Genomic DNA, 26,944 nt, shown 5'->3' on the forward strand with positions numbered 1-26,944 from the left:
ACCCCGAGATGGCGGGCATGTAGCCCGCCACTGGAAAAGTTGCCGTCGTTACTTTTGCCTGTCGGCCCGTTTGTGCCCGTCTCCTACGGCAGTCATGCTGCACCGCGGCGACCCTGGCCGCTACAATCGGTGTAACCAGCGGCCCAGCCGATGGCCATCCCCTCGGCACGAGACTCGCAGGTTCCGCCGCTTATGCTCCTGATGATCGACAACTACGACAGCTTTACCTTCAACCTCGTGCAGTACCTGGGCGAGTTGGGGCAGGCAGTGAAAGTGGTGCGCAACGATGCGCTGGACGTGGCGGGTATCCGGGCCCTGAAGCCCTCCCACATCATGATTTCCCCTGGCCCCGGCACGCCGGACGATGCGGGCGTGTCGCTGGATGTGCTGCATGAGCTGGCGGGCGAGATCCCGGTGTTCGGCGTGTGCCTGGGTCATCAGGCCATTGGCCAGGTGTTTGGTGGCAAGGTGATCCGTGCCAAGCAGATCATGCATGGCAAGACTTCGCCGGTGCGCCATCGCGGGCAGGGCGTGTTCGCCGGGCTGCCTGATCCGTTCGAGGCCACGCGCTACCACTCGCTGGTGGTGGAGCAGGATTCGCTGCCTGATTGCCTCGAGGTTACCGCGTGGACGGAGAACCCGGACGGCAGCATCGACGAGATCATGGGCCTGCGCCACAAGACGCTGCCGGTCGAGGGTGTGCAGTTCCATCCGGAGTCGATCCTCACGCAGTACGGTCATGATCTGCTGCGCAACTTCCTGGGCCTGCCGCTGAAGCTCGCTGCATGAACAGCGCCGGGACTGTGGGGCGCCGCGTCACCATCACGCCGCAGGAAGCGCTTCAGCGCACCATCGAACATCGCGAGATCTTCCATGACGAGATGATCGAGCTGATGGGGCAGATCATGCGCGGTGAAGTGAGCCCGCTGATGACGGCGGCGATCATTACCGGTCTGCGCGTGAAGAAGGAAACCGTGGGCGAGATCACCGGCGCGGCACGCGTGATGCGCGAGCTGTCCGCCAAGGTGGATCTGCCGCCGCACGAGCATTTCGTGGACATCGTGGGTACCGGTGGTGACGGCGCCTCCAGCTTCAATATCTCCACGGCGTCCATGTTCGTTGCTGCCGCAGCGGGCGCGCGCGTCGCCAAGCACGGTGGTCGCAGCGTGTCGTCCAAGTCGGGCAGCGCCGACGTACTGGAAGCGCTGGGCGCGGTGATCGACCTGCCGCCCGCCCAGGTGGCGCAATGCATGGAAGAAGTCGGCATCGGCTTTATGTTTGCGCCCAATCATCATCCGGCCATGAAGGTGGTGGCGCCGGTGCGCAAGGAAATGGGCGTGCGGACTCTGTTCAACATCCTGGGTCCGCTGACCAATCCCGCGGGCGCGCCCAACATCCTGCTGGGTGTGTTCCACCCCGACCTGGTGGGTATTCAGGTGCGCGTATTGCAGCAGCTGGGCGCGAAGCATGCCCTGGTGGTCTGGGGTCGCGACGGCATGGACGAGATCTCGCTGGGCGCGGCCACTCTGGTCGGCGAGCTGCGTGATGGCGAAGTACGCGAGTACGAGGTGGAGCCGGAGGATTTCGGCCTTGCCATGGCGTCCAGCCGGAACCTGCGTGTCGAAAACGCCGAGGAGTCGCGGGCCATGTTGCTGGAAGCCCTGGAAGGCCGTCGCGGTGTGCCGCACGATATCGTGTGCCTCAACGCGGGCGCAGCGCTGTACGCGGCCAACGTGGTGGATTCCATTGCTGCGGGCATTGAGCTCGCGCGTTCCACCATTGCCAGTGGCGCAGCTCGTGCAAAAATGGACGCATTCGTCGCCGTGACGCGGCGACTGGCCGGCGCGGGCTGACGCTCACGCCCTCTTCATGCACTGACCTATCAAGCTTTTGCCATGACTGACATTCTCCAGCGCATCCTGACCCGCAAGACTGAAGAAGTTGCCGAGCGCAGCGCGAGGTTGCCGCTGGCCGAACTCTCCGCGCGCGTGGCAGATCTGCCGGAAACGCGCGGCTTTTCGGCCGCCATCGAGGCGAAGATCGACGTCGGCCTGCCTGCCGTGATCGCCGAAGTGAAGCGGGCCAGCCCGAGCAAGGGCGTGATCCGTCCGGACTTCGACCCGGCGGCGATTGCGCGCAGCTACGAGAAGGGCGGCGCAGCTTGCCTTTCCGTGCTCACCGACAAGGATTTTTTCCACGGCAGCGAAGACTTCCTGCAGCAGGCGCGTGCGGCGTGTTCGCTGCCGGTGCTGCGCAAGGATTTCGTGATCGATCCCTATCAGGTGTACGAGGCCCGGGTGATCGGTGCCGACTGCATCCTGCTGATCGTGGCTGCTTTGGGCGACGCCGCCCTGCTCGAGCTTTCGCTGCTCGCCGCTGATCTCGACCTCGACGTACTCTGCGAAGTGCATGACGCGGAAGAGCTGGAACGCGCGTTGGCGCTTCCCGTGCCCCTGATCGGGGTCAACAACCGCAACCTGCGCACTTTCCACACCTCGCTGGATACGTCGCTGGAGCTGCAGCAGCTGATGGAATACGACCGCATCCTGGTCAGCGAGTCGGGCATCCACACGACTGATGACGTGGCCACGCTGCGCGACGCTGGCATCAATGCTTTCCTGGTCGGTGAGGCGTTCATGCGCGCTGATGATCCCGGTGCGGAATTGCAGCGCCTGTTCGCCTCGACGTAAACACACGCCAGGCATCGACGTATGACCACAGCGGAAACCAGTCTCGGGCCGGCAGCGGCCGAAGCGGCCGTGGCCTCGCCGCGAACAGTGCTGTTCGATTTCGACGGCGTGCTGATCCATGGCGATGCCTTCTACATGTTCATGCGTGATCGCTACCAGCGCTCGTGGCTGCGGAAGCTGGGCGCCCTGTGTGCGCTGCCGTGGATGCTCATCGTGTCGCTGTTCTCCCGCAGGCTGGCGGAGCGGGCGTTGGTCCACGTGGGGCTGATCGGCCTCAACGAGCAACGTTATCGGGCGGCGGCCGAGGCGTTTGGCGCGAGCCTGGTGCGACGTCCGAAGCAGTTCTGCCGCGATGGCCTGAATGCCCTGCGCCGCCACCAGGCGGACGGCGACCGGGTGATCGTGGTGACTGGCTGCGAACACGTGCTGGTCAGCCACATCCTGACCCAGCTCGGGCTGGGCGGCATCGAGGTATTGGCGTCGCACCTACGTCCGGGCCTGCTGGGCATGCGCGTGAAGCTGCACAACGTGGGGCGTCGTAAGCCTGCACAGCTGGCGGCTTTTGGGGTTAGCGAGTGGCATGTGGCCTATAGCGACTCGCTGGTCGATGCCCCCATGCTGAAGCCTGCGGCGGAGGCTGTGCTCGTCAATGGCACGCCCAAGCTCTGCAAGAAGCTGGAAAGGGCGTTGGGTCGCACCATTACGCGCGTCGACTGGTTCTAACCGGCATTTACCCCGTTCGGGTGCACCCTGTGCGCGGCCGCGGGGCGGGGAGGTTCGTCCTGTGGCTGGCGATGCTTGGAATGGCGTCGCGGGAGTCGGGCTTGTCCCGGCCCGGGGATCGAATTACGTTAGCACTTACATAATAGGTTCGAGGGTAGTCGGATGTACCTCCCTTCGCTTGCCCAGCTGGCGCTTGGCAGCCGGCTGAAGTCGCTTAGCGACCATTTCTACGCGGCCGTCGACGAGGTCTATCGCACCTGCGGCGCCGGCATCGAATCGCGCTGGTTCCCTGTGCTGCGCTTCCTTTGGGAGAACGGAGAAACCACCGTCAGCGACGTGGCGCAGGCTATTGGTCAGACGCATTCGGGCGTCAGCCAATTGGCCGACAAGCTGGTGGACGCTGGCCTGGTCTGCCGCAAGAAGGACGTCCAGGACGGTCGCCGCAGCCTGCTCGCGCTGACTGACAAGGGACGGGCGGATCTGTCGGCGCTCGGCCCGATCTGGGTGTCGGTGCGCCGGGGCATTGTGAAATCGCTGGGCGAGGAAGGGCTGCGAACGCTGCTCGACGCCTTGGCCGCGACCGAAGCCGCCGTGCAGGAGCGGCCGGTGGTCGAGGCGATGCTGGCCGAGCATGCCGTGCTGACCGCGGCGGCGCTGGAGGTGGTGCCTTACGAGCCCGCCTTGAAGGAGCACTTCTACAGGCTCAATGCCCAGTGGCTCGAGCGCCACTTTCGCATCGAGGATATCGATCGCGAGATGCTGGGTGACCCGGAGCGTTACGTGCTCGCCTCCGGCGGGGCGATCTTCTTCGCGCGCCTGGCGGGTGAGGTCATCGGCACCTGTGCTCTGCTGCACGAGTCTCCCGGCGTCTACGAGTTGTCCAAGATGGGCGTGGACGAGACCTTCCGGGGTATGGGGGCCGGCCGTTGCCTGTTGGCGGCGGCTATCGCCGAATTTCACCGGCGCGGCGGCAAGGAGTTGTTCCTGGAATCCAACAGCCGCCTGAAGACGGCGTTGCGCATGTACGAGCAGGTCGGTTTCGTGCTGCAGCCATCGACGCGCCCGGGCTCGCACTACGAGCGTGCGGACGTTTATATGGTCTACCAGCCGGACAGGAAGCGCAGCGCCAACGCCTGAGCTGCCTGGCTTTGCGCAAAAAAAAAACCCGGCCGAGGCCGGGTTCTTTAAGTACGGATGGCAGCGGGTTCAGCGCGTTCCGCGGACCACGATGGTTTTGCCAGCCACATCGATCATGCGTTGCTCTTCCAACTGCTTGAGCACGCGGCCGACCATTTCGCGCGAGCAACCCACGATACGGCTCACTTCCTGGCGGGAAATGCGGATCTGGGTACCTTCCGGGTGGGTCATCGCATCCGGCTCCTGGCACAGGTCCAGCAGCGTCTTGGAGATGCGATTGGTGACGTCCATGAAGGCCATGCGACTGACCTGGCGCGAGGTACGCAGCAGGCGATGGGTCAGCTGAGAGCCGATGGCGAACAGGATCTTCGGGCATTCCTCGCGGAGCGGACCCTCCATCAGCTGGAACAGGCGCTCGTAGCTGATCTCGGCCATCTCACAGGCGGTGCGGGTGCGCACCATCGATTCGCGCTGAGCCTGCTCCACGAACAGGCCCATCTCCCCGATGAACTGGCCGCGGCGCAGGTAGGCCAGGATCAGCTCTCGGCCTTGTTCGTCCTCGGTGCAGACGGCCAGTGAGCCGTCCACAATGTAATAAAGCGTGTTGGCGGGGTCTCCCGGACGGATGATCGCAGTCTTGCCCGGGTAGCGTCGGCGATGGCAAAGCGCCAGAAAGCGCTCCATCGAGGCCGGGTCCGGTGCGAAGTTAGCTGGCGCCTGGGAACGTTCAAAGGCTTGCTGAAGCTGGTATTTGAGTTGCGCCACGTTAGATCCCGTAAGATTCAAACGGGGTCCGCAAGCGTCCCCCGACAGTCCAATCCTTCCCCCCCTCCGGGCATTATGGCAAACTAACCGACCTGCCGAAGGTTCAGTTTTCCTTTTTTTTGCCGCATACTTCACGGTCTTTCGGACGCGATCCCTTTGTCGCGATCCGGTCACAAGGGTCGTGGAAGCTTCGTGCTTTCACGTCGAATTATCCAGCGGGGACCCTTGTAGCTAACCCGCCTCTACTGCTGGCCCCATCCCCGGCCATGGAGAGTCGTTGTGGTGAAACCGCTTCCCCGCCTGCGTTTGCAGGGCTTCAACAACCTGACGAAGGCTCTGAGCTTCAATATCTACGACATCTGCTATGCAGTGTCGGAAGAGCAGCGCCAACGCTACATCGAATACATCGATGAGCAGTACGACGCCGACCGCCTCACCCAGATCCTTACGGATGTGGCCGAGATCATCGGCGCCAACATCCTGAACATTGCACGCCAGGACTACGATCCGCAAGGCGCCTCCGTCACGATCCTCATCTCCGAGGAGCCGGTGGTAGAGAAGCTGGGCCGTGACACGATCTCCGATGCGGTGGTCGCACACCTGGACAAGAGCCACATTACTGTCCATACCTATCCGGAAACGCATCCGCACAACGGCATTGCGACCTTCCGCGCGGACATTGACGTGGCCACCTGCGGCGTCATCTCGCCGCTGAAGGCCCTGAACTACCTGATCGACAGCTTCGAGTCGGACATCGTCATCGCCGACTACCGCGTGCGCGGCTTCACGCGCGACGTGAAGGGCAAGAAGCACTTCATCGACCACAAGATCAATTCCGTGCAGGACTATCTGGCCAAGCACATCCGTCAGAAGTACGAGATGTTCGACGTCAACGTGTACCAGGAAAACATGTTCCACACGAAGATGCACATCAAGGACTTCGACTTGGACACGTACCTGTTCGAGGCCCACGCGGACGACCTCTCGTTCAAGGAGCGTCAGCGCATCGAGTCGCTGCTGCGTCGCGAGATCGAAGAGCTCTTCCACGGACGCAACCTGATGTAACGAAAAACCCGCCGAAAGGCGGGTTTTTTTATTCCTCCTCGCCCCTACGGGGGAGGGGCGGGGCTCGCGACGACGTCGCGATGTGGCCTTCAAACCCGATAAGCCACCGCCTTCATCACCATCGACGTCAAATGCATCACGCCAGGGATGGGAAACGGCAGATCAATGCCGCCACGCTCACGCGCGGCGTGAGCGTGGCGGATCTCATCGGCCTGCATCTGCGATAGCACGGCGCGCGAGCGTTCGTCTTGCGGGGGCAGTTTGTCGAGGTGTTCTTCCAGGTGCGCTTCCACCTGGCGCTCCGTTTCCACGACGAAACCCAGGCTCACCGGGTCGCCTGCGAGCGCGGCGAGCGCACCGATGGCATAACTGCCCGCGTACCACAAAGGGTTGAACAGGCTGGGGCGGCTATCCAGCTCCTTCAGGCGATCGGCGCACCAGGCGAGGTGATCGGTTTCCTCGGCGGCGGCATGCAGCAGGTGTTCGCGGATGTCTTCGTTGCGCGCCAGTGCGGCCTGACCGTCGTACAGCGCCTGTGCGCACACCTCGCCCGTATGGTTGATGCGCATGAGGCCGGCGGCATGGCGGCGCTCGGCATCGTCCATATCGGCTTCTTCGAACGTGTCGGCCGGCGAAGGGCGGGCCGCTTCCGGCGCGCCGGACACGGTTTCCAGTGCGCGTTCGATGCCAGCCAGCAGGCGGTCGAGCGGGGAAAGCGTGCGTGCGTTCATGGCGAGTTCTCCAATTGCTGCGCCAGCAGCGTAAGCGGATGCATGTGCGGCCAGTGCGCACCATGTTTATCCATGCCTGCAGCCAAGTGCAGGCGGCATCCGATATTGGACGACAACAACTGCTGTGGCGCCAAGATGGCGATCTGTCCCAGTACGCCATCGCGAAGGCGCGCTGCGCGCTCCGGGAACTCCAGCATGTGCGTACCCGCTGCCCCGCAGCAGTGTGGCGGGCGCGGCACCACCGCAAGGTCCAGCGACGGCACTTTGCTCAAAAGTTTCTGCAGGGCCGATTCGCTACGCGCGACATTGAGTTGCGTGCAGGGCAAATGCAGGGCGACGCGCCGTTCCAGTGGGCGAAAGCTCAGGCGATCCATGCGTTCCGCAAGCAGGGTCACCGGGTCGGTCACACTGACATCCGGAAGGGCACGGCGCAGCGCGCCCAGGCAGCCGGGCGTCACCGTAACGAGTTGCGCAGCGCCAGCATTGCGCCAACTGTCGCGCACGCGTTCGGCAAGACGATCGGCCATTTCCATCTCGCCACCGTGCAGATCCATCGCGCCACAGCAAAAAGCGGGCAGCCGGTGAATGCGGTAGCCCACCGCCTGCAGCAACGTCACGGCAGCGCGCTCAGCTGTTTCGTCTTCGACGCTAGCGACACAGCCAGGGAAGATAGCCACCACGGTTTGGCCGGCTTCCGGGGATGGTGCGAGCGATGCCGGCAAGGCGGTTCCGTCATCGGACCAAGTGGCTAGCGCGGCACGCCACGCGGAATTCGCCGGTAGCCGGTCGGTGAGGCGCTTCTTCCAACGCTCCAGGCCTGTAGCGTCGGCGACCCGCGAGGCAAGGCGCAGCAACGTGGGCTGCTTCAGCATCGCCAGCAATTGCCGCGGACGCTCCGGCGCGGGACCGATCAGTGCACGCGTTTCCACCAGCAACTCGTCGTATTTGACGTTGGCTGGGCATACGCGTTGGCAGTTGAGACAGCCGAGGCAGTGATCCAGGTGAATGCGCAAGGTAGCTGTGGGTTCCGCATCGCCTCGGGCCAATGCCGCAGCAATGGCAATGCGGCCCCGCGGGGATTCCGCCTCATTGCCGTCCAGGCCATAGGTGGGGCAGGTTGGCAGGCACAGGCCGCACTGCACGCACTGGTCGGCGAGGGCAGCGATCTTCTGTTTTCGAGTATGGGGGGGGCTTTTCAAGCGCCATAGTGATCATGCTATCATTGCCAGCTCGCATCCCACCGGTCGGTGGGCTTGCGCGATTGATGAAAACTCCGTTATCATCTCGCGCCTTTGTTCCACCGATTATGTGTACCGCCCTTGAGGCGGCAGCCCAGGTATTCTGAAATGAAAACGTTCAGCGCCAAGCCGGAAAGCGTCAAGCGCGATTGGTTCGTGATCGACGCCACGGATAAGACGCTCGGTCGTCTCTCGACCGAGATCGCACGCCGTCTGCGCGGCAAGCACAAGCCGGAATTCACCCCGCACGTCGATACCGGCGATTACATCGTTGTGGTCAATGCTGAGAAGGTCGCCGTCACCGGCGCCAAGCTGGACGACAAGATGTACCACCGCTTCACCGGTTACGTCGGCAACCTGAAGACCACGAGTCTCAAGGATCTGCTGGCCACGCATCCGGAGCGCGTCATCGAAATCGCCGTCAAGGGCATGCTGCCGAAGAATCCGCTCGGCCGCGCGATGTACCGCAAGCTCAAGGTGTACGGCGGCGCCGAACATCCGCATACCGCTCAGCAGCCGCAGACGCTGGAACTCTAAGGAATCATTATGGCGATCCAGCAGAACTACGGCACCGGCCGCCGCAAGACCTCCGCCGCTCGCGTGTTCCTGCGCAAGGGCAGTGGCGCGATCACGGTCAACGGCAAGACCCTCGACCAGTTCTTCGGTCGTGAAACGTCGCGCATGATCGTGCGTCAGCCGCTTGAGCTGATCGAAGCGACCGACAAGTTTGACGTCAACGTCACCGTTGCTGGTGGCGGCATCACCGGCCAGGCTGGTGCGATCCGTCTCGGTATCGCCCGCGCCCTGATCGAATACGACGAAACCCTGAAGTCCCAGCTCCGTAAGGCTGGCTTCGTGACTCGCGACGCCCGCGAAGTCGAGCGCAAGAAGGTCGGTCTGCACAAGGCCCGCCGCGCTACCCAGTTCTCGAAGCGCTAATAACGCTTCGACTGGCCGGTGCAACAAGTCAGAGCGCACCGCTCAGCAGGGTTTTGGGAGATCGTCTAACGGTAGGACAACGGACTCTGACTCCGTTTATCTAGGTTCGAATCCTAGTCTCCCAGCCAGAAACAAAAAGCCCGCCTTTATGGCGGGCTTTTTGTTTCTCGTTGGGAGGGTTCAGGAGACGAACCCCGTTCGACAAATTTGTCAGGAACAAATTTGGACAGCGCAACGCGCTGGCCCCGTAGCGCGTAGCGCGAAGGGTGAGCCCCAAGGATGGGGCGAACAATCCCAGACTCACACGCTAGCGAAAGCCCAAAACAAAGCCCGCTCCCATGCCGGGCTTTTTGTTTTTCGTTGGGAGGGTTCAGGAGACGAACCCCGTTCGACAAATTTGCCTGGAGCAAATTTGGACAGCGCAACGCGCTGGCCCCGCAGCGCGCAGCGCGGAGGGGTGAGCCCCATGGATGGGGCGAACAATCCCGGGCACGCACGCTAACGAGGGCCCCAGCAAAGCCCGCTCCAATGGAAAGCTTTCTGTTTTTCGTTGAGACACGGTAGACGGTAGGCGAACTGTCGTTCGAGAGACCTGCCCGCAATAGCAAGACTGCGTGCAACGCCAGCCATGTACCTCAGGACACAAAAAAGCCCGCCATAAAGGCGAGCTTTCTGTCCCGCACCCACTAGGCCTTACTCCCCCCGCTGCAACTCAACCTCATGCGCCCGCTTCACGTAATCCTGATAAGCCGGAATCGCTATCGCAGCAAGCATCGCAATCACGAAGATGGGAATCAGCATGAGGAAATAGAACGCGCCTTTGGGCGGCTTCGGGTTGCTCGAGCCGGTCTCCTTCCAGCGCGAAATCCAGCTCAGTTGGCCTTGCAGGTAGAACGTGGTGAAGAAGAACAACGTGACGCCACCGATCTCCACCGGCAGGTGGTATTCGGCGAGCTTGCGCTTGATGGAGCCAGCCATCGAAAAGTACGAGACGTACCAGAGCACGTAGTAGGCGAGTGAGAGCAAGCCGCCGAGACCCGATCTCCTGCTGTCCGCCGATATCACTTCACCAACGATGAGGCAGGCCAGGCCGGCGACCAGCATGGTGGTGGCCTTGCTGTCGCTGTCGATCTTCTTCACCCAGTTCGCTTGGATAAATGGCCAGACGATGGTGAAGATCCCAAGCGTAAGGATGCTGAACAGAAACACCAGACCCCAGTGCAGGGACGGCGGTGCGGGAAGGTTGCGACGGCTCAGAGTCTCGGACGCATCGTCGTCGTGCGATGCATAGCTGGCACCAGAGGGGCTTGGTGCCGGAGCACGCTCGTCGTAGCTGTAGGTCGGGCCAGGGCGATCCTCCGCGACAAAGACAGCGGGAGCGCTTGCCGCTGCCTTGGGTACTGGCGGGGGTGGCGTCGGGCTAGCGGCTTCTTCCGGGAACAGGGAGGACAGTGGCACCCATTCAGGCATGCCTTTATGCCAGGCCAGCGTATCGGGCCCGAAGCGCCCCTCGGCTATCCAGCGGCGTACCTCGTCTTCAGCGAAAGGGCCGCTCTTCTGCCCATTCTGCGCTATCCATATCTTCTCGCCGTTAGGCATGCCGAGTCCCCTTCCTGTCTGGAGTCACTGATTGCGAAGGCCTGCGCACGAGCAGGCGATGAAGTGGTTGCGCCTGGAGCCGTATGCCGCCCCTGCGGGGAAAGCCATGCAGGTACGACATGGAAAGCGCGATGCGAAGCAGACGGAATGAGACGTGTAGACGAAACCGCCCCTGCGCGTATTCAGCGCAAGCCTTGGTGCGGTCACGATGACAATTCCGCCTGTCGCCGGTGGTGCCGGGCACAGTCGGGTAAGCGATATGTTCCATCCACCGCTCCTGGTCCCCGGAAAAGAGCCTAGCGGTCGCTCGCTGGCGGTACAAGTTGGGCGTTGGGATTCGCTCTCCTGCACGACATTCACAGCCCAAGGACAGGATGGCGCCGAACCTTGCTGCCAGTCGCCGGCGATGCCGGTCAACTCATGAGCCGCCGATGCTCCAGTCCACCGCGCCAGAGGTCGATGCCGCTCCCAAGCCAACGGAGGAGCGCGAGTCGAGTGTGCTGGCGCCGCTGACGGTGCCGGTGTTCCGGCAGATCTGGATCGCCAACCTGTTCGGCAACCTGGGCACGTGGGCGCAGTCGGTGGCGGTGGCCTGGGTGATTACGGCGGCGCACGCCAGCCCGATCATGGTGGCGATGGTGCAGGTGGCATCTGCGATGCCATTGGTGGTGCTGTCGATTGCCACGGGCGTACTGGCCGACAACTACGACAAGCGGAAGATCATGCTGGTCGGTCAGGTGGTGGAGATGGCGGGCGCTATCTTCCTTACGGCGCTGGCTTTCGTAGGCACGCTCGACCCGACCTTGCTGATACTCGCGGTGCTTTGGATCTCGCTGGGCAGTGCTATCACCGTGCCGGCATGGCAATCGGCCGTAGGCGAGCAGGTGCCACATCGCATGGTGAGTTCGGCGGTGCTGCTCAACGGCGTCAACTACAACGTGGCACGCGCGGTCGGGCCCGCACTGGGCGGTTTGCTGCTCAGTGTGCTGGCGCCCAGTTGGGTTTTCCTGGTCAACACCATCAGTTACGTCGGTCTGATCGCGGCGTTGTGGTACTGGCAGCGCGAGCTGCCCGTTCGCACCTTGCCGCCCGAGCGCATGGGCGAGGGCGTCGTCGCGGCCATGCGCTTCACGTGGAATTCCACCGTGACGCGCCTGGCGATGTTGCGTTCTTTCATGTTTGGCTTCACTGCGAGCGTGATCTGGGCTCTGCTGCCGCTGGTGGCGCGCGAACGACCGGACGGAAGTGCCACGCTCTATGGCTACATGCTGGGTACGCTGGGTTTGGGCGCGATCCTGGGTAGCGTGCTGGTACCGCTGTTGCGCCGGCTGCTGGGATCCAGTCGCCTGATCAGTGCTGCCGCTTTCACCCTGGCCGTCATGCTGCTGTTGCTGGGTTACGCCGGCTCGTTGGCAGTGATCATGCCGGCATTGGGCGTGGCTGGTGCATGTTGGATCGCTGCATTGACCGAGTACAACGCGAACGTGCAATTGCTGGTGCCGGACTGGGTGAAGGGGAGGGCGTTGGCGCTCTATCAGACCGCGCTTTATGCCGGCCTCGCCATTGGCTCGTTCCTGTGGGGACATCTGGCGGAGACCATGGGTGTGTCCGGTGCCATCCTATCGGCGGCGGTCACCATGGGCATCACCGCGTTCCTGATGTACCACTCGCAGTTTCCGCAGTTCGATGCGGGCAGCGTGAAGCCGGCGATGCGCCCAGGCGATAAGCGGCCGGTGCTCGCGTTCGATCACGAGCGCGGCGATGTGGTGATGGCGATCGAGTATGTGATCGCTCCGGAGCAGGCTGGTGAATTCATGGCGCTGGCCGATGACCTCAGGCATCTGCGATTACGCAATGGCGTGCGCTACTGGGGCTTGTATCGGGATGTGCGCAGGGGCGAGATCTGGCGTGAAGTGCTGTTGATCGAAAGCTGGTTGCAGCACTTGCGCATGCTCGATCGCATGACGCTGGCGGACAAGGCGTTGATCGATCGCGCACGCACGCTGCACCAGGGGTCGGAACCGCCCAAGGTCACGGTGAGCGTCGCCTACGATTCGATGCCGTCTGCGACCGATATGACGTAAAGGCCATCAACGGCGGTGGTGGCTGACGAGCCCTCAAGCAAAAACGCCTCCCGGGGCCGGGAGGCGTTTTTTTCCTGCGCGATGAAGCGGACTTACATCACTTTGTCGCCCACCAGCACCACATCCGCTGCGCGGCGCGCGAACAGGCCCACGGTGACGATGCCCGGGATCTGGTTGAGGTCGTTCTCCAGGCCCACCGGGTCGGTAATCTGCCAGCCGTGCACGTCGATCACCCAGTTACCGTTATCGGTGATCACGCCGTCGCGCCACACCGGGTTGCCGCCGCGCTTGACGATCTCCCTACCGATCAAGCTGCGCGCCATCGGAATCACTTCGATGGGCAGCGGGAACTTGCCCAGCAGCGGGACCTGCTTGCCCGAGTCGATGATGCAGACGAACTTGTCGCTGGCCTCGGCAATGATCTTCTCGCGCGTGAGCGCAGCGCCGCCGCCCTTGATAAGGCGCTTGTGTGGATCGCATTCGTCGGCACCGTCCACGTAGAGCGTGAGTCGGCCGGTGGCATTGAGATCGAGCACGGGGATGCCCACGCGCTTCAGATGCGCGGTCGACTGGTCGGAACTGGACACCGCGCCTTGAATGCGATCCTTCAGGTCGGCCAGTGCATCGATGAAGAAGGCGACGGTAGAGCCGGTGCCGACGCCGACAATGGCTCCATCTTCGACGTAGCGGATGGCGGCTTCGCCGGCCTGGCGTTTTTCGTTGGCGCTCATGAGCGTGGGTTCCAATAAGGGGAAGAGTTATTCCATCGTCAGGATGTGGCGCCATTCCTCGGCGCCCACCGGCATGACGGAGAGTCGGTTGCCCTTGCGCACCAGCGCCATGTCGGCGAGCGCGGGTTCGGCCTGCAGTTGCTTGAGCGTGATGGTGTGCTTGAGCTTCTTCACGAACTTCACGTCCACCAGCGCCCAGCGCGGGTTGTCGCGCGAGCTGGCGGCATCGAAGTACTTGCTCTTCGGGTCGAACTGGCTGGGGTCGGGATAGGCGTCGGTGGCGACTTCGGCAATGCCGACAATGCCCGGTTCGGCACAATTGGAGTGGTAGAAGAAAATCCTGTCACCCACGCGCATGCCATCGCGCATGAAGTTGCGTGCCTGGTAGTTGCGTACGCCGTCCCAGGCTTCCTGACCCTTTTTCTTCAGGTCGTCGATGGAGAAGGCATCCGGCTCCGACTTCATCAGCCAGTATTGGGTGTTCTTACTCATGCGCTGGCTTCTCCATCCTCGCTGGTGGCGTGGCAATCGATCAGTTCCTGATCGGTGGCGATGAAATCGAGCGGCACGTCCCAGGGTTCTTCATCGATCTCGGGCAGCTCCTGGAATGCGTAGGCGATGCCGACCAGCAGTGGTTCGGTCGGGCGCACCTGCTCGTTGAGGAAGGCAAACGCGCGGTCGTAATAGCCCCCGCCCGTGCCCAGCCGGTTGCCCCGGCGGTCAAAGCCCGTCAGTGGCACCAGCACCAGATCGAGCTGGAAGGGTTCCAGCAGCTCGCTTGGCTTGGCGGGTTCAGGAATGCCGTAGCGGTTGGGCTGGACGTCCTCGCCGGACTGCCATGGCGCGAAACGCAGCTGATGGTTCGGGCCTATCACCGGCAGCAGGAACTGCTGTCCCCGCGTAGCCAGCGGCGGAATGACGAGGTTCAGCGGCAACTCGCCGTCGCAGGCCCAGTAACCGGCCACTCGCGCGTCTGTAAGGTACTCGGGGAGTTGTTCCAGGCTGCGGCGCAGCCCCTGAGCCGCGGCGATCCGCTGCGGGGGCGTCAGGGCGCGGCGCTGTTCGGCCAGTTGCCGGCGTAATTCGCGTCGCTGGGCGTTGGCGTCCACGTTCGCGTCTCCTGCAGTGCGAGCGGCCCCTGAATGGACGGCGCCGATGGGCGTTCGCGAGCCCTTTGCACTTGCGGCGCCTTTCGGCGCCGCAAGTAGGGAATGAGGTGGCGTTAACCGCGGTGCCGCTGCCCACCAAACGACCTTGATCCACGATGGATCAGGTGGGAGGGCGACATGGTCTCAAGGCTTTCCGCACGCGGCGGACATGCACAACGACCAATGAAAAGCCGACCCGGGGCCGTATTTAGGAACAAGGCAAATGTAAGAGTGTGCTGGCGCACACCGCAGATAACGCCGTGGACTATTTTATGTGGGCAGCGAGTGCGGCTTCAAGCTTGCGACGCAATGCGGTGATGCCGTCAGTCACGCTCTGATCAGAGCCAGTGTGCTGCTTGCGCAGCGCCAGGAACTCGTGCGTGACGCTGATAGCCGCCAGCACGGCCAGGCGGTCGAAGCCCGGCGCCTTGGCGTTGGCACGCAATTCGCGCATCTTGCGATCGAGGTAGGCGGCGGATTCCAGCAGCCCTTCGCGCTCTTCCGGCGCGCAGGCGATCAGGAATTCGCGATCCACCAGTCGCAGGGCGACCGGTTCGTTGGCGGTGGTACCCAAATTGCTCTCAGCCATTGTTCTCGAGCGCCTTCAGTCGCTGGATCATTGCCTCGACACGGCTGCGCGCCTGTTCGTTGCGTGCCATGAGGCCGGCACGTTCACTGGCCAGCTGTTCCTGGCTGTGGCGCAGGCTGCGGTTTTCCTCGTTGAGGCGACGCACGGTGTCAAGCAGCCGGTCGACTTGTTCGCCGAGGGCTGCAAGCTCTTGCTTGACGGGGTCTGGCTTGACGGAATCGGGCACGCTCATGGGCGGAAACTATAACAGGAGGCCTGCCGAAAGCAGCAGGCTGGCGGACGTTCTGGGAACCAGTGCATTAAACTCGTGCATTGTCTTGAAAGGAGCCCCGCCATGACAGCAAACGAGCCCATTGGCTACGACGAATTGGACGCCGCGGCAGCCCGCCTGCAACTGGCGGAGGATGCGAGTGGCCTGCATGGATCGCTATGCGGGTTCCTGGCCGGTGGTGGCCGCGTGGGCCGACAATCGTTGGTGGCGGTGTTGCACTTGGATGCCGAGGCCGCCACGCCGTCGCCGGGCGATCAAGCGTTGCTGGAGCGCCTGGTTAAGCAGACGGAATCCGAGCTGGCCGACCCCGAGCTGGGTTTCGAGCCGTTGCTGCCGGCGGACGATCGGCCGGTGACCGAGCGCGCCGATGCCCTCGTTGACTGGTGTCGCGGTTTCCTCGGTGGCTTCGGTCTGGGCGGCGCCGAGACGCACGGCAAGTTGTCCGATGAAGCGCAGGAGATCCTCAAGGATCTCGGCACCATCGCGGCATCGTCCTTCGAATTTGGCGAGGAGGCTGAAGATGAGGATTCGCTGATCGAAGTCCATGAGTTTGTGCGCATGGGCGCGATGCTGCTGTTTGCGGAATGCTCGAACCGCCACGATTCCAGCAACGACACCGTGCATTGAATATTTCGTCCGAAGAGTACGCTCGTCGGCGCCGCCAGTTGATGCGCATGGCGGGCGAGGATGCTGTGCTCTTGATCGCCGCCGCGCCCGAACGTGTACGCAACGCGGATGCCAACTGGCCGTATCGGCAGGATTCGGATCTGCATTATCTCTCGGGTTTTCCCGAACCCGATGCCGTGCTGGCGCTGTTGCCGGGCCGCAAGCACGGCGAGGCCGTGCTGTTTTGTCGTGAGCGCGACGAGGAACACGAGCGCTGGCACGGTGAATCCATCGGCACCGATCGTGCCGTGAGCGAACACGGCATGGACGATGCGTTCCCCATCGACGACATCGACGACATCCTGCCCGGCATGATCGAGGGCAGGGCGCGTGTCTACTGCCATTTCGGTCGCGAACCCGAGTTCGACGCCCGCTTACTGAGCTGGATGCGTCGTCTGCGCCAGCTGCGCGGGGGCGGTGTGGTGCCGAAAGAGTTCGTGGCGTTGGGGCATCTGCTCCACGACCTGCGTCTGTACAAATCGCGCGGCGAGCTGAAGCTGATGCGTGACTCGGCATCGATCGCCGCCGAGGCGCATCGTGCGGCCATGCAATCGGCCATCGCTGGCCGCCATGAATACGAAGTGGAAGCCGAGATCCTGCGCGTTATGCGCAGCCGCGGTGCGGTTCCGGCGTTTCCACCCATCGTGGCCGGTGGCGCGCATGCCTGCGTGATGCATTACACAGCCAATCGCGCCATGTTGCGCGATGGCGAGCTTTTGCTGGTGGACGCCGGTGCGGAAGTGGATTGTTATGCGTCAGACATCACCCGCACCTTTCCCGTAAATGGCCGCTACAGCCGCGAGCAGCGCGCCCTGTACGAAGTGGTGCTGGCTGCGCAGCTGGCGGCCATCGACGAAGTGCTGCCCGGGCGTGCGTTCAGTGCGGCGCACGAGGTGGCCGTGCAGGTGATTTGCGAAGGGTTGTGCGCACTCGGCCTGATCAAGGGCGCGGCTGACGATGCCGTCGCCGACGGCAGCTACAAGCGTTTCTTTCCGGCCAAGACCGGGCACTGGCTAGGCCTCGATGTGCACGACGTCGGCGACTACCGCGTGGATGGCGAGCCGCGCGTGCTCGAGCCGGGCATGGTGGTGACGGTTGAGCCGGGCATCTACGTGCCGCCGGGTGATTTCACCGTGGCCGAACGCTGGCGTGGTATCGGTATCCGCATTGAAGACGACATAGCGGTGACCAAGGATGGCCACGACGTGCTGACCGACGGCGTGCCCAAGGATGCGGACGAGATCGAGGCCCTGTTGGCTTCGCGTTGAGCTGCTTCTTCGTGGTGGGAGCGCACCGCGTGCGCTCCCACCATGCATTGGCCGTCACCGCCCTGGTGGGTGCGGATCCTTGCGTTGATGTGCTTCGTCGGTTGCCTGCACCTCGTACCACATGGCATTGAGGATGCCGAACGCTGTAGCCAGGCCGAGGCCGAGAATCCAGGAGAAATACCACATGGCGTCGTTCCTCTCTCAGTAGCCGTGGCCGGAGTGGCGCACGTGGTCTAGCGTGACGCGGCCGCGCATCACGTGGTACACCCAGCTGGTGTAGATGATGATGATGGGCATGAAAATAATCGTCATGGCCAACATCAGTCCCAGCGTCCCCTGACTGGATGACGCATCCCAAACGGTGAGGCTCGAACGCGGGTCAAGGCGCGACGGCAGCAGGAACGGAAACAGCGCAAAGCCGGCAGAAAGAATGGTGCCCGCCACCATCAGGCTACTGCATATGAAGCCGCCCAACCCCTTTTTACCCACGGTGAGCTGCACGCCGATGGCGCCGGCAAAACCGAGTACGGGGGCCAGCCAGAAATACGGGTGCTCCATATAGCTGGCGAACCAGCTGCTGCCATGCGCCACCTGCTTGAAGAGCGGATTGGATACGCCATCCGTCACCACTGGGCCGACGATGGCGTAGCCGGGCACGCCATAAGCGAGCCAGATGCCAGCGACGACGTAGAGCACCACATAGGCAAGCGTGGTCCAGCGCGCCACGCGAACGGCACGGTCGGCGATGATGTGGTCAGCCTTGTACGCTGCCCAGCAGGCGCCGTGGGCCAGCAGCATGCTCAGCGAGACCAGGCCGGCGACCAGTGCGAACGGATGCAGCAATTCGAAGAAGCTGCCATGCCAGCTCATGCGCAGATCGTCGTCGAATTGAAACGGCGCACCCAGGAACAAGTTGCCGAAGGCTACGCCCGAAATCAGCATCACCACGATGCCGGATGCGGTCAGCACGTAGTCCCACACGGTGCGCCAGCGTTCGTTGTGCACCTTGCCGCGGAAGTTGAAGCCCACAGGCCGCAGGATGAGTGCTACCAGCACCAGGAAAATCGCCAGGTACATGCCGGAGAACGACACCGCATAAAGCTGTGGCCACGCCGCAAACGCCGCGCCGCCGCCCAGCACGAACCACACCTGATTGCCTTCCCAGGTGGGCTCGATGGTTTCCAGCATCACCAGCCGCTCGTCTTCGGTCTTGCCTAGCACGCGCAGCAGCGCTGCGATGCCGAAATCGAAGCCATCCATGATGGCAAAGCCGATCAGCAGCACACCGAGCAGGGCCCACCAGATCACGCGTAGCGTTTCATAGTCGAACATGGCGTTCTCCTCAGGCGTGGGCCGGTGCGGTGGTGACGGCGGGCGCCGGTTCGGTCGGCGGCCATAGGCCGAGTCCGTCCGGGCCCTTCTTCGCGTACTTCACCATCAGCACGGCATCGATGATGGCCAGCACGCTGTAGAACAGCACGAAGCCCGCCAGCGATGTCCACACCTGTCCGGCCGTGACGCTGGACACACCCAAAGCCGTCGGCAGGATGCCTTCAATAGACCAGGGCTGGCGGCCGTATTCGGCCACGATCCAACCCAGTTCGGCGGCAAGCCACGGCAACGGCAGGCTCCACAGGGCGAGCTTGAGCAGCCAGCGGCGCTTGTCGAGCTGGCGCTTACTCGCCTGCCAGAACATAACGCCGAACAGCAGGATGAAATAGAAGCCGCAGGCCACCATCAGGCGGAATGACCAGAACAACACGGGCACATTCGGGATGGTGCTGTCGGCCGCCTTCTGGATATCCGCTGGCGTGGCCTTGCGCGGGTCGTCCATGAAGCGCTTGAGCAGCAGCGCATAACCCATGTCCTTGTCGTGCGTGGCCAGTACATTCTTGGCCTGCTCGTTGTTCTTGTCCTGGCGCAGCGCCAGCATCGCGTCGTAGGCGAGGATGCCGTTGTTGATGCGGCCCTTGGTGTCTTCCACCAAATTGGCGATGCCCGGAATCGGTTTGTCGATGGAACGCGTGCCGATCAGGCCCATCACCCACGGGATGCGCAACGCATAGTGCGTGGTGTGGTTCTCCACGTCCGGCACGCCGATCAGCGTAAAGGACGCGGGTGCGGGTTCGGTTTCCCACATGGCCTCAATGGCCGCCATCTTCATCTTCTGGTTCTCGGAGACGGCGTAACCGGACTCATCGCCCAGCACCACCACCGACAGCGCGGCGGCCAGACCGAAGCTGGCGGCGACCGTCATCGAGCGCTTGGCGAAATCGGTGTTGCGTCCCTTCAGCAAGTACCAAGCGCTGATGGACAGCACGAACATCGAGCCCACCACGTAGCCGGCGCTTACCGTATGCACGAACTTGGCTTGGGCGACGGGGTTGAACATCACCTCGGTAAACGAGGTCACCTCCATGCGCATGGTTTGCGCGTTGAAGGCCGAGCCCACCGGATTCTGCATCCAGCCGTTGGCGATGAGGATCCACAGCGCGGAGAGGTTGGTGCCCAGCGCGAGGAACCAGGTGGTCAGCAGATGCGACACCCGCGACATGCGGTTCCAGCCCATGAAGAACAGGCCGACCAGCGTCGCCTCGAGGAAGAACGCCATCAGGCCCTCGATGGCCAGCGGCGTGCCGAACACGTCGCCCACGTAATGTGCGTAGTACGCCCAGTTCATGCCGAACTGGAATTCCATGGTGACGCCAGTGGCGACACCCATGGCGAAGTTGATGCCGAACAGCACGCCCCAGAACTGCACCATGCGCTTCCAGACTTCGCGCCCGGTCATCACATAGACACTCTCCATGATGGCGAGGATCCACACGATGCCCAAGGTGAGCGGCACGAACAGGAAGTGATAGAGCGCGGTCAGCGCGAACTGCAGGCGTGAGAGCGTGACGACATCGGAGTCGATGATCATGGGCTGTCTGCTTGCGGTGAGGAAGAGGAGGGTGCCGGTGCGAGCAGATGCTCGATGGCGGAAGGGCGGGTATCGGGTCGGGCGTAGTGTGCTGCGACTACCCACCAGATCAGCGAAATAAAGGCGATCTTGGCGAGCACCAGCAAGATCAACTCGCGCCCCAGTCGACGCAGTGGCGGCCTAGGTGGGTCGATGGAACCCGGGCTTGAACGGGCCGGCTCAACGGACGGCGTGGGCATGCTTCAGACCCCTGGTTTTACCTTGGGCGAGCATACGCAAGGAATGTGAAGTTGTCGTGCGGGACGATGACGCAGTGGTGGATAGCCGCGTGGGCTGAAATGTCACTACGAGCGTGGGGCGTCCTGGTGTAGGTGTTTTTACCTACGGCCTGCCCGGGGCTTCCGGGCAGGCTCCTTCAAAAAGTGTTTCGTGCTTGCTGCTCAACCGATGAGTGCAAAGGCGTCGCGCGTGAGGTTCTCGGGTGCGCCATCGGTGCACACCACGTCGTCTTCGATGCGGATGCCGCCATAGGGGCGGAAATGCGCTACACGTGACCAGTCGATATCGGCGGATACCGGTTTGGCACGCAGTTCGTCGAGCAACATGTCGATGAAGTACAGACCAGGTTCGATCGTCACCACCATGCCTGGTTCGAGCACGCGGGTCATGCGCAGGTAGGGGTGACCCTGGGGCCGCGCGATGGCGCCGCCCGTTTCCGACGCCTGGAAGCCAGACACGTCATGCACCTGCAGGCCGATGGGATGACCCAGGCCATGCGGGAAGAAGGCGGCGGTGACACCCGACGCCACGGCGCTCTCTGCGCTCATGCGAATGATGCCGTGCTCGCGAAGCACATCGGCCAGTACGTGGTGCGCGTGGATATGCAGCTCAGGGTAGCTCTGGCCCGCGCGCACCTTCGCCACGAAGCCTCGCTGCGCCACATCGACGCTGTCGATCAGTGCCTGGAACTCGTCGTGACCCTTGGCGGCGTAGGTGCGCGTAATGTCACTCGCATAACCTGCGGCGCTGGCGCCCGCATCGATCAGGAACGAGCGGCTTTCCGCTGGCGCCTTGCGGTCGAAGTGCGTGTAATGAAGCACGGCGCCGTGTTCATTTAGACCTACGATGCTGGCGTAAGGCAGTTCGGCGTCGATCTGGCCCGCTGCGGCGAGATACGCCATGTGGATGCCGAACTCGCTCTCGCCCGCGTGGAAGGCGTGCTCCGCGGCGCGGTGCGCACGCGTGCCGATGCGGCTCGCCTCGCGCATCAGTTCCAGCTCGTACGGTGTCTTGTACGAGCGGTGCCAGTGCAGATAGTCGAGTACAGCCTGCGGGTTGTTTGCTTCGGCGCCTGGCACCTCTGGGCACTCCGGACCGAGGATGGCGCGACGCGTATATTCACCGGGCAGGAGGGCGACGGCATCGGTGGCGTTGCGCACGATCTCGATGTCGAAGTGCTCGACCCAGTAGCCGCTTGGTGCTGCGGGCACCACATGCCAGTAATCCTTGGGCTGCAGATAGATCAGCTTCGGTTTCTTGCCCGGCGTGTAAACGATCCAGCTCCCCGGGGTGTCGGTCAGCGGCAGCCAGTGGCGGAAATGCGGATTCGCGACGAAGGGGTAGTCCTGATCGTCGAGGAATTTGCGCAACGGCGATCCCGCCGCGATCACGAGGTGATCGAAGCCGCCCAATGCGAGCGCCTTGTCGGCGCGCTGGCGCAGGGTGGCGAGGTGCTGGGGATAGAGGGGGGGCGAGGCGGTCTTGCATGTTGACTCCGGGGAGGCGCCTGGGTGTTTGGGCGTTGGGGCGAAGGGGAGGGGGACATGATGGCGCGGTGGGGGCGGCATCGCCAGTTTTGGGGGGCGCACTTTGCTCCCTCTCCCTTTTGGGGAGAGGGTTGGGGTGAGGGGTCGATCTAGCCTCGCCGTTTCATCTTTAGCCGTCAGCCCGGCGGAGGCCGGGGTCCAGTAGCGGTATCGCTTGGTTGTCGCGTGGTCGCGACTTGGCTCGCCTGCGGCGGGCTTTCGCCCTCCTACCGGAGGCCGAGTCACTTTTCTTTGCTTGCCCACGCACGCGCAGGAGCGCGTGCGAACGGCGAAGCCGGCCCGAAGGGCGAAGGGCAGGATGCCCGGAGTAAAGAAAGTAACCCGAAGAAAGGGCACCCCCACTTGGCGCTGGCCGGTGAAGCCGGCCAGTTCGTGAGGGGCGGCCGGGCTTTTCGACAGGGCTCCTGCCCTGGCGAAAAGGGATCGGCATCCCTGCCGATCCCCCTGGGGGCCTTTTCGTCCACCCCTCACCGCCGCACAGGGGGCCCGAAGGTCAAATGCGAAAGCCCACGGCTCGTGCAGCTTTGCTGCACATCGCGTCGTGGCAGATCGCGTTGCTCCTGCCTTACAGCGCAAAGTCAGGGCAGACGGACGATGCCGTTACGTGGCGAGTTCTCCACATCGGTCGGGAAGCGTAGCGACTACCTGCTTTAAGTCCTTTCCGCCACGCCGCGGTGCGAAGCGCTCCGGGGTACCCGCTGTGTAGAGGCGAAGGTGGCCAAGCAACAACGTTCCTCACCCGTTCGGGCTTATCCCAGCGGCATGCTACGGGCGTTGGCCTGTCAGGCCATTTCTTTGGGTTACTTTTCTTTTGGGCCAGTAAATGAGGTTCTATATATACTCTCTATGTCGCTCAAGGATGACCCATGCAGGACGCACGAAACATCAAGGTCTATAGCTACTTACGCTTCAGTGATGCCCGGCAGGCAGCCGGCAGCAGCGCCGATCGACAAACCCAATACGCGGCCGCTTGGGCCATGCAGCGCCAACTTACGCTGGATCAATCGCTCTCCCTCCGGGATGAGGGGCTCAGTGCCTATCACCAGCGCCATGTGAAGCAAGGGGCGTTAGGGACCTTCCTCCAAGCCATCGATGACGGCCGTATCCACGCCGGGTCTGTCCTGGTCGTGGAGAGCCTCGATCGCCTGAGTCGCGCCGAACCCCTCCAGGCCCAGGCGCAGCTGGCCCAAATCATCAACGCAGGGATCACGGTGGTGACTGCCAGTGATGGCCGGGAGTACAACCGAGAGCGCCTCAAGGCCAATCCCATGGATTTGGTCTACAGCCTGCTGGTGATGATCCGCGCGCACGAAGAAAGCGACACCAAGAGCAAACGGGTCAAAGCAGCGATCCGCCGCCAGTGCGAGCAGTGGCTGGCCGGCACCTATCGGGGCCGTATCCGCCACGGGCAGGACCCTCAGTGGCTTCGGTGGGAAGACGGTGCATGGCACCTGATTCCGGAGCGGGTCGCGGCGGTGCAACAGGCCATCGAATGGTTTCGGGCCGGCCACGGCGCCACCACGATTGTCGATCGTCTCCAGGCGGTCGGCTTGTCCATTTCTCACCGTGGCTCGTCGGTATCGCATTTGTACAAGCTCTTTCGCCTGCCCGCCCTCCAGGGCGTCAAAACGCTGTCGATCGATGAGACCGCGTATGCGCTAACGGCGTACTACCCACCGATCCTCCGCACCGAGGCCTTCGACGAACTTCAGGTACTCATCCGCCAACGCGGACGGCGCAAGGGCAAGGGGGATATCCCCGGCATGATCACCGGCATGCGCCTCACCACCTGCGGGTACTGCGGATCAGCGATGGTGGCGCAGAACCTTATGCGTCGGAAGCGGGATGCACAGGGCCAGGTCCAAGACACGTATCGCCGTCTGGCCTGCAGCTCCGGTACCACACACCGTCGGTGTCCGGTCGGCGGCAGCACCAGCGTCGCGCCGATTGAGCGGGCGTTGCTCGACTTCTGTTCGGACCAAATGAATCTGCATGCCCTGGTCGACCCGGCCGCCGTCCATGAGCCGGCTCGGCAAAAGCTGGCTATCGCCAAAGCCCGCGCCGCGGACGTGGAAACACAGTTGGGGCGCTTGACCGACGCTTTGTTGCACGACGAGGGGGCCGCTCCCGCCATCCTCGTGCGTAAGGTGCGCGAATTGGAAGACGCGCTGGAGCCGTTAAAGCGCGAGGTGGTTCAAGCAGAACACGAGCTGGCGACGGTATCCCGGAAAGCGCCAGTCGCCGCGGACGCCTGGCGTGCCGTGGTCACGCGCGTGAAGCAGCAGGAGGCTGACGCCCGTCTTCAGGCACGCCAGCTTATCGCCGATACCTTCGCCCGGCTGGTGGTGTATCACCGCGGGGTCGAGCCGAGCGACGGCGCCGACACGGCGCTCGACTTGGTGCTCGTCCCGCATGGCGGCCCCTCGCGGGTGCTACGCATCGACCGCAAGACCGGGGCATGGCTTGCTACGGAAGACGCGATTGGAGCCCAACCACGCAGCACGGACAATGGTCGGCTATCCCAATAGAGAAGAGCGCGCCTAGTGCATGGATTTGAGGCCTTTCGACTAGCGAGAAGCAAGGACCTACAAAGCATCTCGAAAGCCACAAGAGGCGAGATGGAAGCCGATGAGCTGCTCTCCGAAGCCTTCTTTCTCGCGATGGAGATCGCGGAAAAAACGCGCCATTCTCTCAACCTCAATTTGGCTTCCGATCAGGAGCTCCTTCTTCGGTGGCTCAATGCCAAATTTGTCCGTTTCGCCGACAAGACAATGCGGCACAGCGTCAAGCTGGACGAGGGATGGGACGATGATGGGGACGATTGGAGCAGAGGTACGAGGCTAGCCAATGCGCTAACGGCTCCGGCCACTTATGACCCCCTCAATCATCAAGTGATGGTTGAAGATGATCAGCAACAGATGAGCGCAGTAGAAGCTAGCTATACCGAAGCTGCCGCCTACACGATCCTACTGATCGACCGAAGCTGGGACTTTAAGAGGCTTGCGGATGATCTCCATCTTGGCCGAACAAAAACTCTCCGAGCCAGAGTCGCGCGCGCGGCTGACAAAGCGCTCTGGCAATCTTCCTTGTTCGACGGTATCGAGCGCATAGATCCCCAGTTCATGCCCACTCGCTCACGTGGCACCAAACGGGCTCTGACGGCCCTTCGCCATTGGTTCGCGCGGTGGAGGAGCTATCGAGCACCGGCCCCTCATCGGCCCAATCCAGCCCCACGAACACTGTGAAATCGTCATCCCGATGGGTGCGCATACCTCTCCGCGCATATCCCGCACGCTTCTAGCTGCGGAGCGTCCGCTTCGGGTCGGAAGCGGACCTGTTCGAGGTCACCCTTATTTCTTCGACAGCTCGTGAAAGAATTCTAGTTGGACCTCAGAGATGTGTGGCGCCCCTTCCACATCTCGCCTGGTCCACACATCGCGCTCGTCCTCAATCGGGAAATAGGTCTCCATGGCGTGCGCCCAACACCCGCCCACGAATGCCGACCAAGCCCCCGCGATATTTCCTATGTCGTCGAGGATCTTCTCAAGGCTGGCCGACACATCGTCGGCAACCGCAAGCCGCTTGAGCAGAGCGTGATTGGCGACCAGATCGGCGACGTAGTACAGCGAGTTACCGCTGGTATCAGCAAGGATGATTTCCCATGCCTCATCGTCGCCGATTAGCTCCGGCGATGCTGCGATCTGATCCTTGTCGTAGTGGAAGCCAAATTCATTTCGGATGGTGCGAACCAGGCAATCGGCGCGGCCGAAATACTTCGCCATGACGGAGAGTGAGTCTGCCGCTTCGGCGCCGATCGTGTCGGCATCCCATGTCTGGCCCAACCTATTTGCATAAAACGCTCTGCCCAAAAATTCCCAGGCCTCGAGAAGCTTCCCGGCAAGGAGCCGAACAAGCGTCAGCGTTTGGGTGGCATGTATACGGAGCAGGAGCGCGTCGCCGTCCCCTCCCGATACCGCCGATGCCACAGCCAATTTTTGGAGAACCATGATTTCGTTGGCGATGTGGCCAATGCCAAGCAAAAACGTCCGCTCAACTTCCGGCATGGCGAGCAGGCGCTCTTTCCGGATAGGGACCTGATGAATTTTCATAGCTCAGCCAGGTTGGACGAGGAGGTCAGATCGGTGATCCAAGGACGGCTTCAATTTTCGTGCGGATTACGGTGACGGCTGACCAGCGTTCAGGCACGGCCTGAACAACGCGCCGGTGTTGGTCGCCCTGCTGCTGTTGCCCAATCCGGGCCGTTCCCCAAGGTCCGCTGTGGGTCGGAAGCGGACAGTCCTCAAATCCTAGCTGGTACTTCGCGGCGTGAGCGATTGCGCTACTGCGTGCCAAAAAGCGTGCGCCTCGGCGTTGCCCTGACTCGAAGCCTGCTGCGCGTATCTCTCGGCGTAGAGATGTGCCTCCCTACCATGGCGCTCGCCAAGCTCGTGCGCCGCCCTCGAAACTTCGATGTAGTCGAGCTTCTCGTCGCTCATCCATGGCTCCTTGGCAAAACGTCCGCTTCGGGTCGCAAGCGGACATATTCTCAGC

General features: G+C 62.8%; 29 protein-coding genes, 1 tRNA gene and 1 other RNA gene. 14 read left to right on the forward strand and 17 right to left on the reverse strand.

Translation table 11 applies throughout. From position 1 onward, the window contains the following. The first annotated feature begins 192 nt into the window (after nucleotides 1-192). The 5 genes from DYST_RS17875 (at nucleotide 193) to DYST_RS17895 (ending at nucleotide 4,550) form a co-directional block, all read left to right on the forward strand. A complete protein-coding gene (locus DYST_RS17875) occupies nucleotides 193-789 on the forward strand; it encodes an anthranilate synthase component II (protein WP_239947187.1) in 597 nt (198 codons plus the stop codon). After that, nucleotides 786-1,853 (forward strand): anthranilate phosphoribosyltransferase, encoded by a 1,068-nt coding sequence (gene trpD, locus DYST_RS17880; RefSeq protein WP_239947189.1) that lies wholly within the window; start codon nucleotides 786-788, stop codon nucleotides 1,851-1,853. The genes DYST_RS17875 and trpD overlap by 4 nt, the downstream gene beginning before the upstream one ends. A 42-nt stretch (nucleotides 1,854-1,895) precedes the next feature. Further along, on the forward strand, nucleotides 1,896-2,690 hold the full coding sequence (gene trpC / locus DYST_RS17885; protein ID WP_239947191.1) for an indole-3-glycerol phosphate synthase TrpC: 795 nt from the start codon (nucleotides 1,896-1,898) through the stop codon (nucleotides 2,688-2,690). A 21-nt stretch (nucleotides 2,691-2,711) separates the two neighbouring features. Then, nucleotides 2,712-3,413 carry a haloacid dehalogenase-like hydrolase gene (locus tag DYST_RS17890; protein WP_239947192.1) on the forward strand — a complete coding sequence of 234 codons (702 nt, stop codon included), beginning with the start codon at nucleotides 2,712-2,714 and terminating at the stop codon, nucleotides 3,411-3,413. Nucleotides 3,414-3,575: 162 nt separating this feature from the next. Continuing rightward, entirely contained in the window at nucleotides 3,576-4,550 is a 975-nt protein-coding gene (locus DYST_RS17895; RefSeq protein WP_239947194.1) for a bifunctional helix-turn-helix transcriptional regulator/GNAT family N-acetyltransferase, read from the forward strand. 69 nt (nucleotides 4,551-4,619) lie between these two features. Here DYST_RS17895 and crp read toward each other — a convergent pair whose 3' ends face one another. Further along, nucleotides 4,620-5,315 carry a cAMP-activated global transcriptional regulator CRP gene (crp, locus tag DYST_RS17900; RefSeq protein WP_239947202.1) on the reverse strand — a complete coding sequence of 232 codons (696 nt, stop codon included), beginning with the start codon at nucleotides 5,313-5,315 and terminating at the stop codon, nucleotides 4,620-4,622. A 279-nt stretch (nucleotides 5,316-5,594) separates the two neighbouring features. On the opposite strand from crp, the gene speD reads away from it, so the two are divergent. After that, nucleotides 5,595-6,380 (forward strand): adenosylmethionine decarboxylase, encoded by a 786-nt coding sequence (gene speD / locus DYST_RS17905; RefSeq protein ID WP_019465856.1) that lies wholly within the window; start codon nucleotides 5,595-5,597, stop codon nucleotides 6,378-6,380. 89 nt (nucleotides 6,381-6,469) lie between these two features. On the opposite strand, the gene coq7 is transcribed toward speD, so the two are convergent. Both coq7 and DYST_RS17915 read right to left on the reverse strand, forming a co-directional pair. Beyond that, nucleotides 6,470-7,111 (reverse strand): 2-polyprenyl-3-methyl-6-methoxy-1,4-benzoquinone monooxygenase, encoded by a 642-nt coding sequence (gene coq7, locus DYST_RS17910; RefSeq protein WP_102301370.1) that lies wholly within the window; start codon nucleotides 7,109-7,111, stop codon nucleotides 6,470-6,472. Next, nucleotides 7,108-8,310, reverse strand: a complete 1,203-nt coding sequence (locus tag DYST_RS17915) for a (Fe-S)-binding protein (RefSeq protein WP_239947204.1) — start codon at nucleotides 8,308-8,310, stop codon at nucleotides 7,108-7,110. The genes coq7 and DYST_RS17915 overlap by 4 nt, the downstream gene beginning before the upstream one ends. Nucleotides 8,311-8,457: 147 nt before the next feature. Between DYST_RS17915 and rplM the strand changes: the two genes are divergently transcribed. The 3 genes from rplM to DYST_RS17930 all read left to right on the forward strand — a co-directional run bounded on the left by rplM (nucleotide 8,458) and on the right by DYST_RS17930 (nucleotide 9,416). Continuing rightward, nucleotides 8,458-8,886, forward strand: coding sequence for a 50S ribosomal protein L13 (rplM, locus tag DYST_RS17920; protein WP_102301368.1), 429 nt, complete (start codon nucleotides 8,458-8,460; stop codon nucleotides 8,884-8,886). 9 nt (nucleotides 8,887-8,895) lie between these two features. Next, complete coding sequence (gene rpsI, locus DYST_RS17925) at nucleotides 8,896-9,288, forward strand: 30S ribosomal protein S9 (protein ID WP_102301367.1); 393 nt, start codon at nucleotides 8,896-8,898, stop codon at nucleotides 9,286-9,288. A 54-nt stretch (nucleotides 9,289-9,342) separates the two neighbouring features. Next, a tRNA-Gln gene (locus tag DYST_RS17930) sits at nucleotides 9,343-9,416 on the forward strand. 565 nt (nucleotides 9,417-9,981) lie between these two features. Here DYST_RS17930 and DYST_RS17935 read toward each other — a convergent pair. Next, nucleotides 9,982-10,887 carry a GYF domain-containing protein gene (locus DYST_RS17935; RefSeq protein WP_239947207.1) on the reverse strand — a complete coding sequence of 302 codons (906 nt, stop codon included), beginning with the start codon at nucleotides 10,885-10,887 and terminating at the stop codon, nucleotides 9,982-9,984. Between the two features lie 431 nt (nucleotides 10,888-11,318). On the opposite strand from DYST_RS17935, the gene DYST_RS17940 reads away from it, so the two are divergent. After that, a complete protein-coding gene (locus DYST_RS17940) occupies nucleotides 11,319-12,971 on the forward strand; it encodes an MFS transporter (RefSeq protein ID WP_239947209.1) in 1,653 nt (550 codons plus the stop codon). A gap of 92 nt (nucleotides 12,972-13,063) precedes the next feature. Here the strand turns inward: DYST_RS17940 and rpiA are convergent, their stop codons facing one another. From rpiA to DYST_RS17970, 6 genes are all read right to left on the reverse strand, one after another. Continuing rightward, entirely contained in the window at nucleotides 13,064-13,702 is a 639-nt protein-coding gene (rpiA, locus tag DYST_RS17945) for a ribose-5-phosphate isomerase RpiA (RefSeq protein WP_239947211.1), read from the reverse strand. 27 nt (nucleotides 13,703-13,729) lie between these two features. After that, nucleotides 13,730-14,194, reverse strand: a complete 465-nt coding sequence (locus tag DYST_RS17950) for an EVE domain-containing protein (protein ID WP_102304807.1) — start codon at nucleotides 14,192-14,194, stop codon at nucleotides 13,730-13,732. Further along, nucleotides 14,191-14,811, reverse strand: a complete 621-nt coding sequence (locus tag DYST_RS17955) for a 5-formyltetrahydrofolate cyclo-ligase (protein WP_239947213.1) — start codon at nucleotides 14,809-14,811, stop codon at nucleotides 14,191-14,193. The genes DYST_RS17950 and DYST_RS17955 overlap by 4 nt, the downstream gene beginning before the upstream one ends. 110 nt (nucleotides 14,812-14,921) lie before the next feature. After that, nucleotides 14,922-15,108, reverse strand: a non-coding RNA gene (gene ssrS / locus DYST_RS17960) — 6S RNA. Nucleotides 15,109-15,115: 7 nt separating this feature from the next. Next, the gene (locus DYST_RS17965; RefSeq protein ID WP_102304809.1) at nucleotides 15,116-15,439 is read right to left on the reverse strand and encodes a cell division protein ZapA; all 324 of its coding nucleotides are present in this window, start codon (nucleotides 15,437-15,439) and stop codon (nucleotides 15,116-15,118) included. Continuing rightward, nucleotides 15,432-15,671, reverse strand: coding sequence for a TIGR02449 family protein (locus DYST_RS17970; protein WP_102304810.1), 240 nt, complete (start codon nucleotides 15,669-15,671; stop codon nucleotides 15,432-15,434). Before DYST_RS17970 ends, DYST_RS17965 begins: the two co-directional genes overlap by 8 nt. 102 nt (nucleotides 15,672-15,773) lie before the next feature. On the opposite strand from DYST_RS17970, the gene DYST_RS17975 reads away from it, so the two are divergent. Further along, a complete protein-coding gene (locus DYST_RS17975) occupies nucleotides 15,774-16,337 on the forward strand; it encodes a UPF0149 family protein (protein WP_239947215.1) in 564 nt (187 codons plus the stop codon). Further along, on the forward strand, nucleotides 16,295-17,644 hold the full coding sequence (locus DYST_RS17980) for an aminopeptidase P N-terminal domain-containing protein (protein WP_239947217.1): 1,350 nt from the start codon (nucleotides 16,295-16,297) through the stop codon (nucleotides 17,642-17,644). Before DYST_RS17975 ends, DYST_RS17980 begins: the two co-directional genes overlap by 43 nt. Before the next feature lie 54 nt (nucleotides 17,645-17,698). Here DYST_RS17980 and cydX read toward each other — a convergent pair whose 3' ends face one another. The 5 genes from cydX to pepQ form a co-directional block, all read right to left on the reverse strand. Then, nucleotides 17,699-17,830, reverse strand: coding sequence for a cytochrome bd-I oxidase subunit CydX (gene cydX / locus DYST_RS17985; protein ID WP_102304813.1), 132 nt, complete (start codon nucleotides 17,828-17,830; stop codon nucleotides 17,699-17,701). Between the two features lie 15 nt (nucleotides 17,831-17,845). Next, nucleotides 17,846-18,976, reverse strand: coding sequence for a cytochrome d ubiquinol oxidase subunit II (cydB, locus tag DYST_RS17990; RefSeq protein ID WP_239947219.1), 1,131 nt, complete (start codon nucleotides 18,974-18,976; stop codon nucleotides 17,846-17,848). Nucleotides 18,977-18,986: 10 nt separating this feature from the next. Then, nucleotides 18,987-20,564 (reverse strand): cytochrome ubiquinol oxidase subunit I, encoded by a 1,578-nt coding sequence (locus DYST_RS17995; protein WP_233202797.1) that lies wholly within the window; start codon nucleotides 20,562-20,564, stop codon nucleotides 18,987-18,989. Further along, nucleotides 20,564-20,806: a cytochrome oxidase putative small subunit CydP gene (gene cydP / locus DYST_RS18000; protein ID WP_239947221.1), complete on the reverse strand. Its 243-nt coding sequence runs from the start codon at nucleotides 20,804-20,806 to the stop codon at nucleotides 20,564-20,566. Before cydP ends, DYST_RS17995 begins: the two co-directional genes overlap by 1 nt. Before the next feature lie 201 nt (nucleotides 20,807-21,007). Beyond that, the gene (gene pepQ, locus DYST_RS18005; protein WP_428993925.1) at nucleotides 21,008-22,414 is read right to left on the reverse strand and encodes a Xaa-Pro dipeptidase; all 1,407 of its coding nucleotides are present in this window, start codon (nucleotides 22,412-22,414) and stop codon (nucleotides 21,008-21,010) included. A gap of 845 nt (nucleotides 22,415-23,259) precedes the next feature. Between pepQ and DYST_RS18010 the strand changes: the two genes are divergently transcribed. Then, nucleotides 23,260-24,921: a recombinase family protein gene (locus DYST_RS18010; protein ID WP_239947223.1), complete on the forward strand. Its 1,662-nt coding sequence runs from the start codon at nucleotides 23,260-23,262 to the stop codon at nucleotides 24,919-24,921. Nucleotides 24,922-25,011: 90 nt separating this feature from the next. Next, a complete protein-coding gene (locus DYST_RS18015; protein WP_239947225.1) occupies nucleotides 25,012-25,638 on the forward strand; it encodes a hypothetical protein in 627 nt (208 codons plus the stop codon). A 105-nt stretch (nucleotides 25,639-25,743) separates the two neighbouring features. On the opposite strand, the gene DYST_RS18020 is transcribed toward DYST_RS18015, so the two are convergent. Continuing rightward, entirely contained in the window at nucleotides 25,744-26,502 is a 759-nt protein-coding gene (locus DYST_RS18020; protein WP_239947226.1) for a hypothetical protein, read from the reverse strand. A gap of 198 nt (nucleotides 26,503-26,700) precedes the next feature. Then, nucleotides 26,701-26,889 carry a hypothetical protein gene (locus DYST_RS18025; protein ID WP_239947228.1) on the reverse strand — a complete coding sequence of 63 codons (189 nt, stop codon included), beginning with the start codon at nucleotides 26,887-26,889 and terminating at the stop codon, nucleotides 26,701-26,703. Nucleotides 26,890-26,944 lie beyond the last annotated feature (55 nt).

Source organism: Dyella terrae, from assembly GCF_022394535.1.
GTDB lineage: Bacteria > Pseudomonadota > Gammaproteobacteria > Xanthomonadales > Rhodanobacteraceae > Dyella.

Coding starts and splice junctions, on each gene's coding strand:
- DYST_RS17950 (WP_102304807.1), bottom strand. CDS start 14,194: ATGAGTAAGAACACCCAATACTGGCTGATGAAGTCGGAGCCGGATGCC.
- coq7 (WP_102301370.1), bottom strand. CDS start 7,111: ATGAACGCACGCACGCTTTCCCCGCTCGACCGCCTGCTGGCTGGCATC.
- rpsI (WP_102301367.1), top strand. CDS start 8,896: ATGGCGATCCAGCAGAACTACGGCACCGGCCGCCGCAAGACCTCCGCC.
- cydB (WP_239947219.1), bottom strand. CDS start 18,976: ATGTTCGACTATGAAACGCTACGCGTGATCTGGTGGGCCCTGCTCGGT.
- DYST_RS17875 (WP_239947187.1), top strand. CDS start 193: ATGCTCCTGATGATCGACAACTACGACAGCTTTACCTTCAACCTCGTG.
- cydP (WP_239947221.1), bottom strand. CDS start 20,806: ATGCCCACGCCGTCCGTTGAGCCGGCCCGTTCAAGCCCGGGTTCCATC.
- DYST_RS17970 (WP_102304810.1), bottom strand. CDS start 15,671: ATGAGCGTGCCCGATTCCGTCAAGCCAGACCCCGTCAAGCAAGAGCTT.
- trpC (WP_239947191.1), top strand. CDS start 1,896: ATGACTGACATTCTCCAGCGCATCCTGACCCGCAAGACTGAAGAAGTT.
- cydX (WP_102304813.1), bottom strand. CDS start 17,830: ATGTGGTATTTCTCCTGGATTCTCGGCCTCGGCCTGGCTACAGCGTTC.
- DYST_RS18010 (WP_239947223.1), top strand. CDS start 23,260: ATGCAGGACGCACGAAACATCAAGGTCTATAGCTACTTACGCTTCAGT.
- pepQ (WP_428993925.1), bottom strand. CDS start 22,414: ATGCCGCCCCCACCGCGCCATCATGTCCCCCTCCCCTTCGCCCCAACG.
- DYST_RS17940 (WP_239947209.1), top strand. CDS start 11,319: ATGCTCCAGTCCACCGCGCCAGAGGTCGATGCCGCTCCCAAGCCAACG.
- trpD (WP_239947189.1), top strand. CDS start 786: ATGAACAGCGCCGGGACTGTGGGGCGCCGCGTCACCATCACGCCGCAG.
- DYST_RS18025 (WP_239947228.1), bottom strand. CDS start 26,889: ATGAGCGACGAGAAGCTCGACTACATCGAAGTTTCGAGGGCGGCGCAC.
- DYST_RS18020 (WP_239947226.1), bottom strand. CDS start 26,502: ATGAAAATTCATCAGGTCCCTATCCGGAAAGAGCGCCTGCTCGCCATG.
- rpiA (WP_239947211.1), bottom strand. CDS start 13,702: ATGAGCGCCAACGAAAAACGCCAGGCCGGCGAAGCCGCCATCCGCTAC.
- DYST_RS18015 (WP_239947225.1), top strand. CDS start 25,012: ATGGAAGCCGATGAGCTGCTCTCCGAAGCCTTCTTTCTCGCGATGGAG.
- rplM (WP_102301368.1), top strand. CDS start 8,458: ATGAAAACGTTCAGCGCCAAGCCGGAAAGCGTCAAGCGCGATTGGTTC.
- DYST_RS17980 (WP_239947217.1), top strand. CDS start 16,295: ATGCTCGAACCGCCACGATTCCAGCAACGACACCGTGCATTGAATATT.
- DYST_RS17890 (WP_239947192.1), top strand. CDS start 2,712: ATGACCACAGCGGAAACCAGTCTCGGGCCGGCAGCGGCCGAAGCGGCC.
- DYST_RS17895 (WP_239947194.1), top strand. CDS start 3,576: ATGTACCTCCCTTCGCTTGCCCAGCTGGCGCTTGGCAGCCGGCTGAAG.
- DYST_RS17965 (WP_102304809.1), bottom strand. CDS start 15,439: ATGGCTGAGAGCAATTTGGGTACCACCGCCAACGAACCGGTCGCCCTG.
- DYST_RS17975 (WP_239947215.1), top strand. CDS start 15,774: ATGACAGCAAACGAGCCCATTGGCTACGACGAATTGGACGCCGCGGCA.
- DYST_RS17935 (WP_239947207.1), bottom strand. CDS start 10,887: ATGCCTAACGGCGAGAAGATATGGATAGCGCAGAATGGGCAGAAGAGC.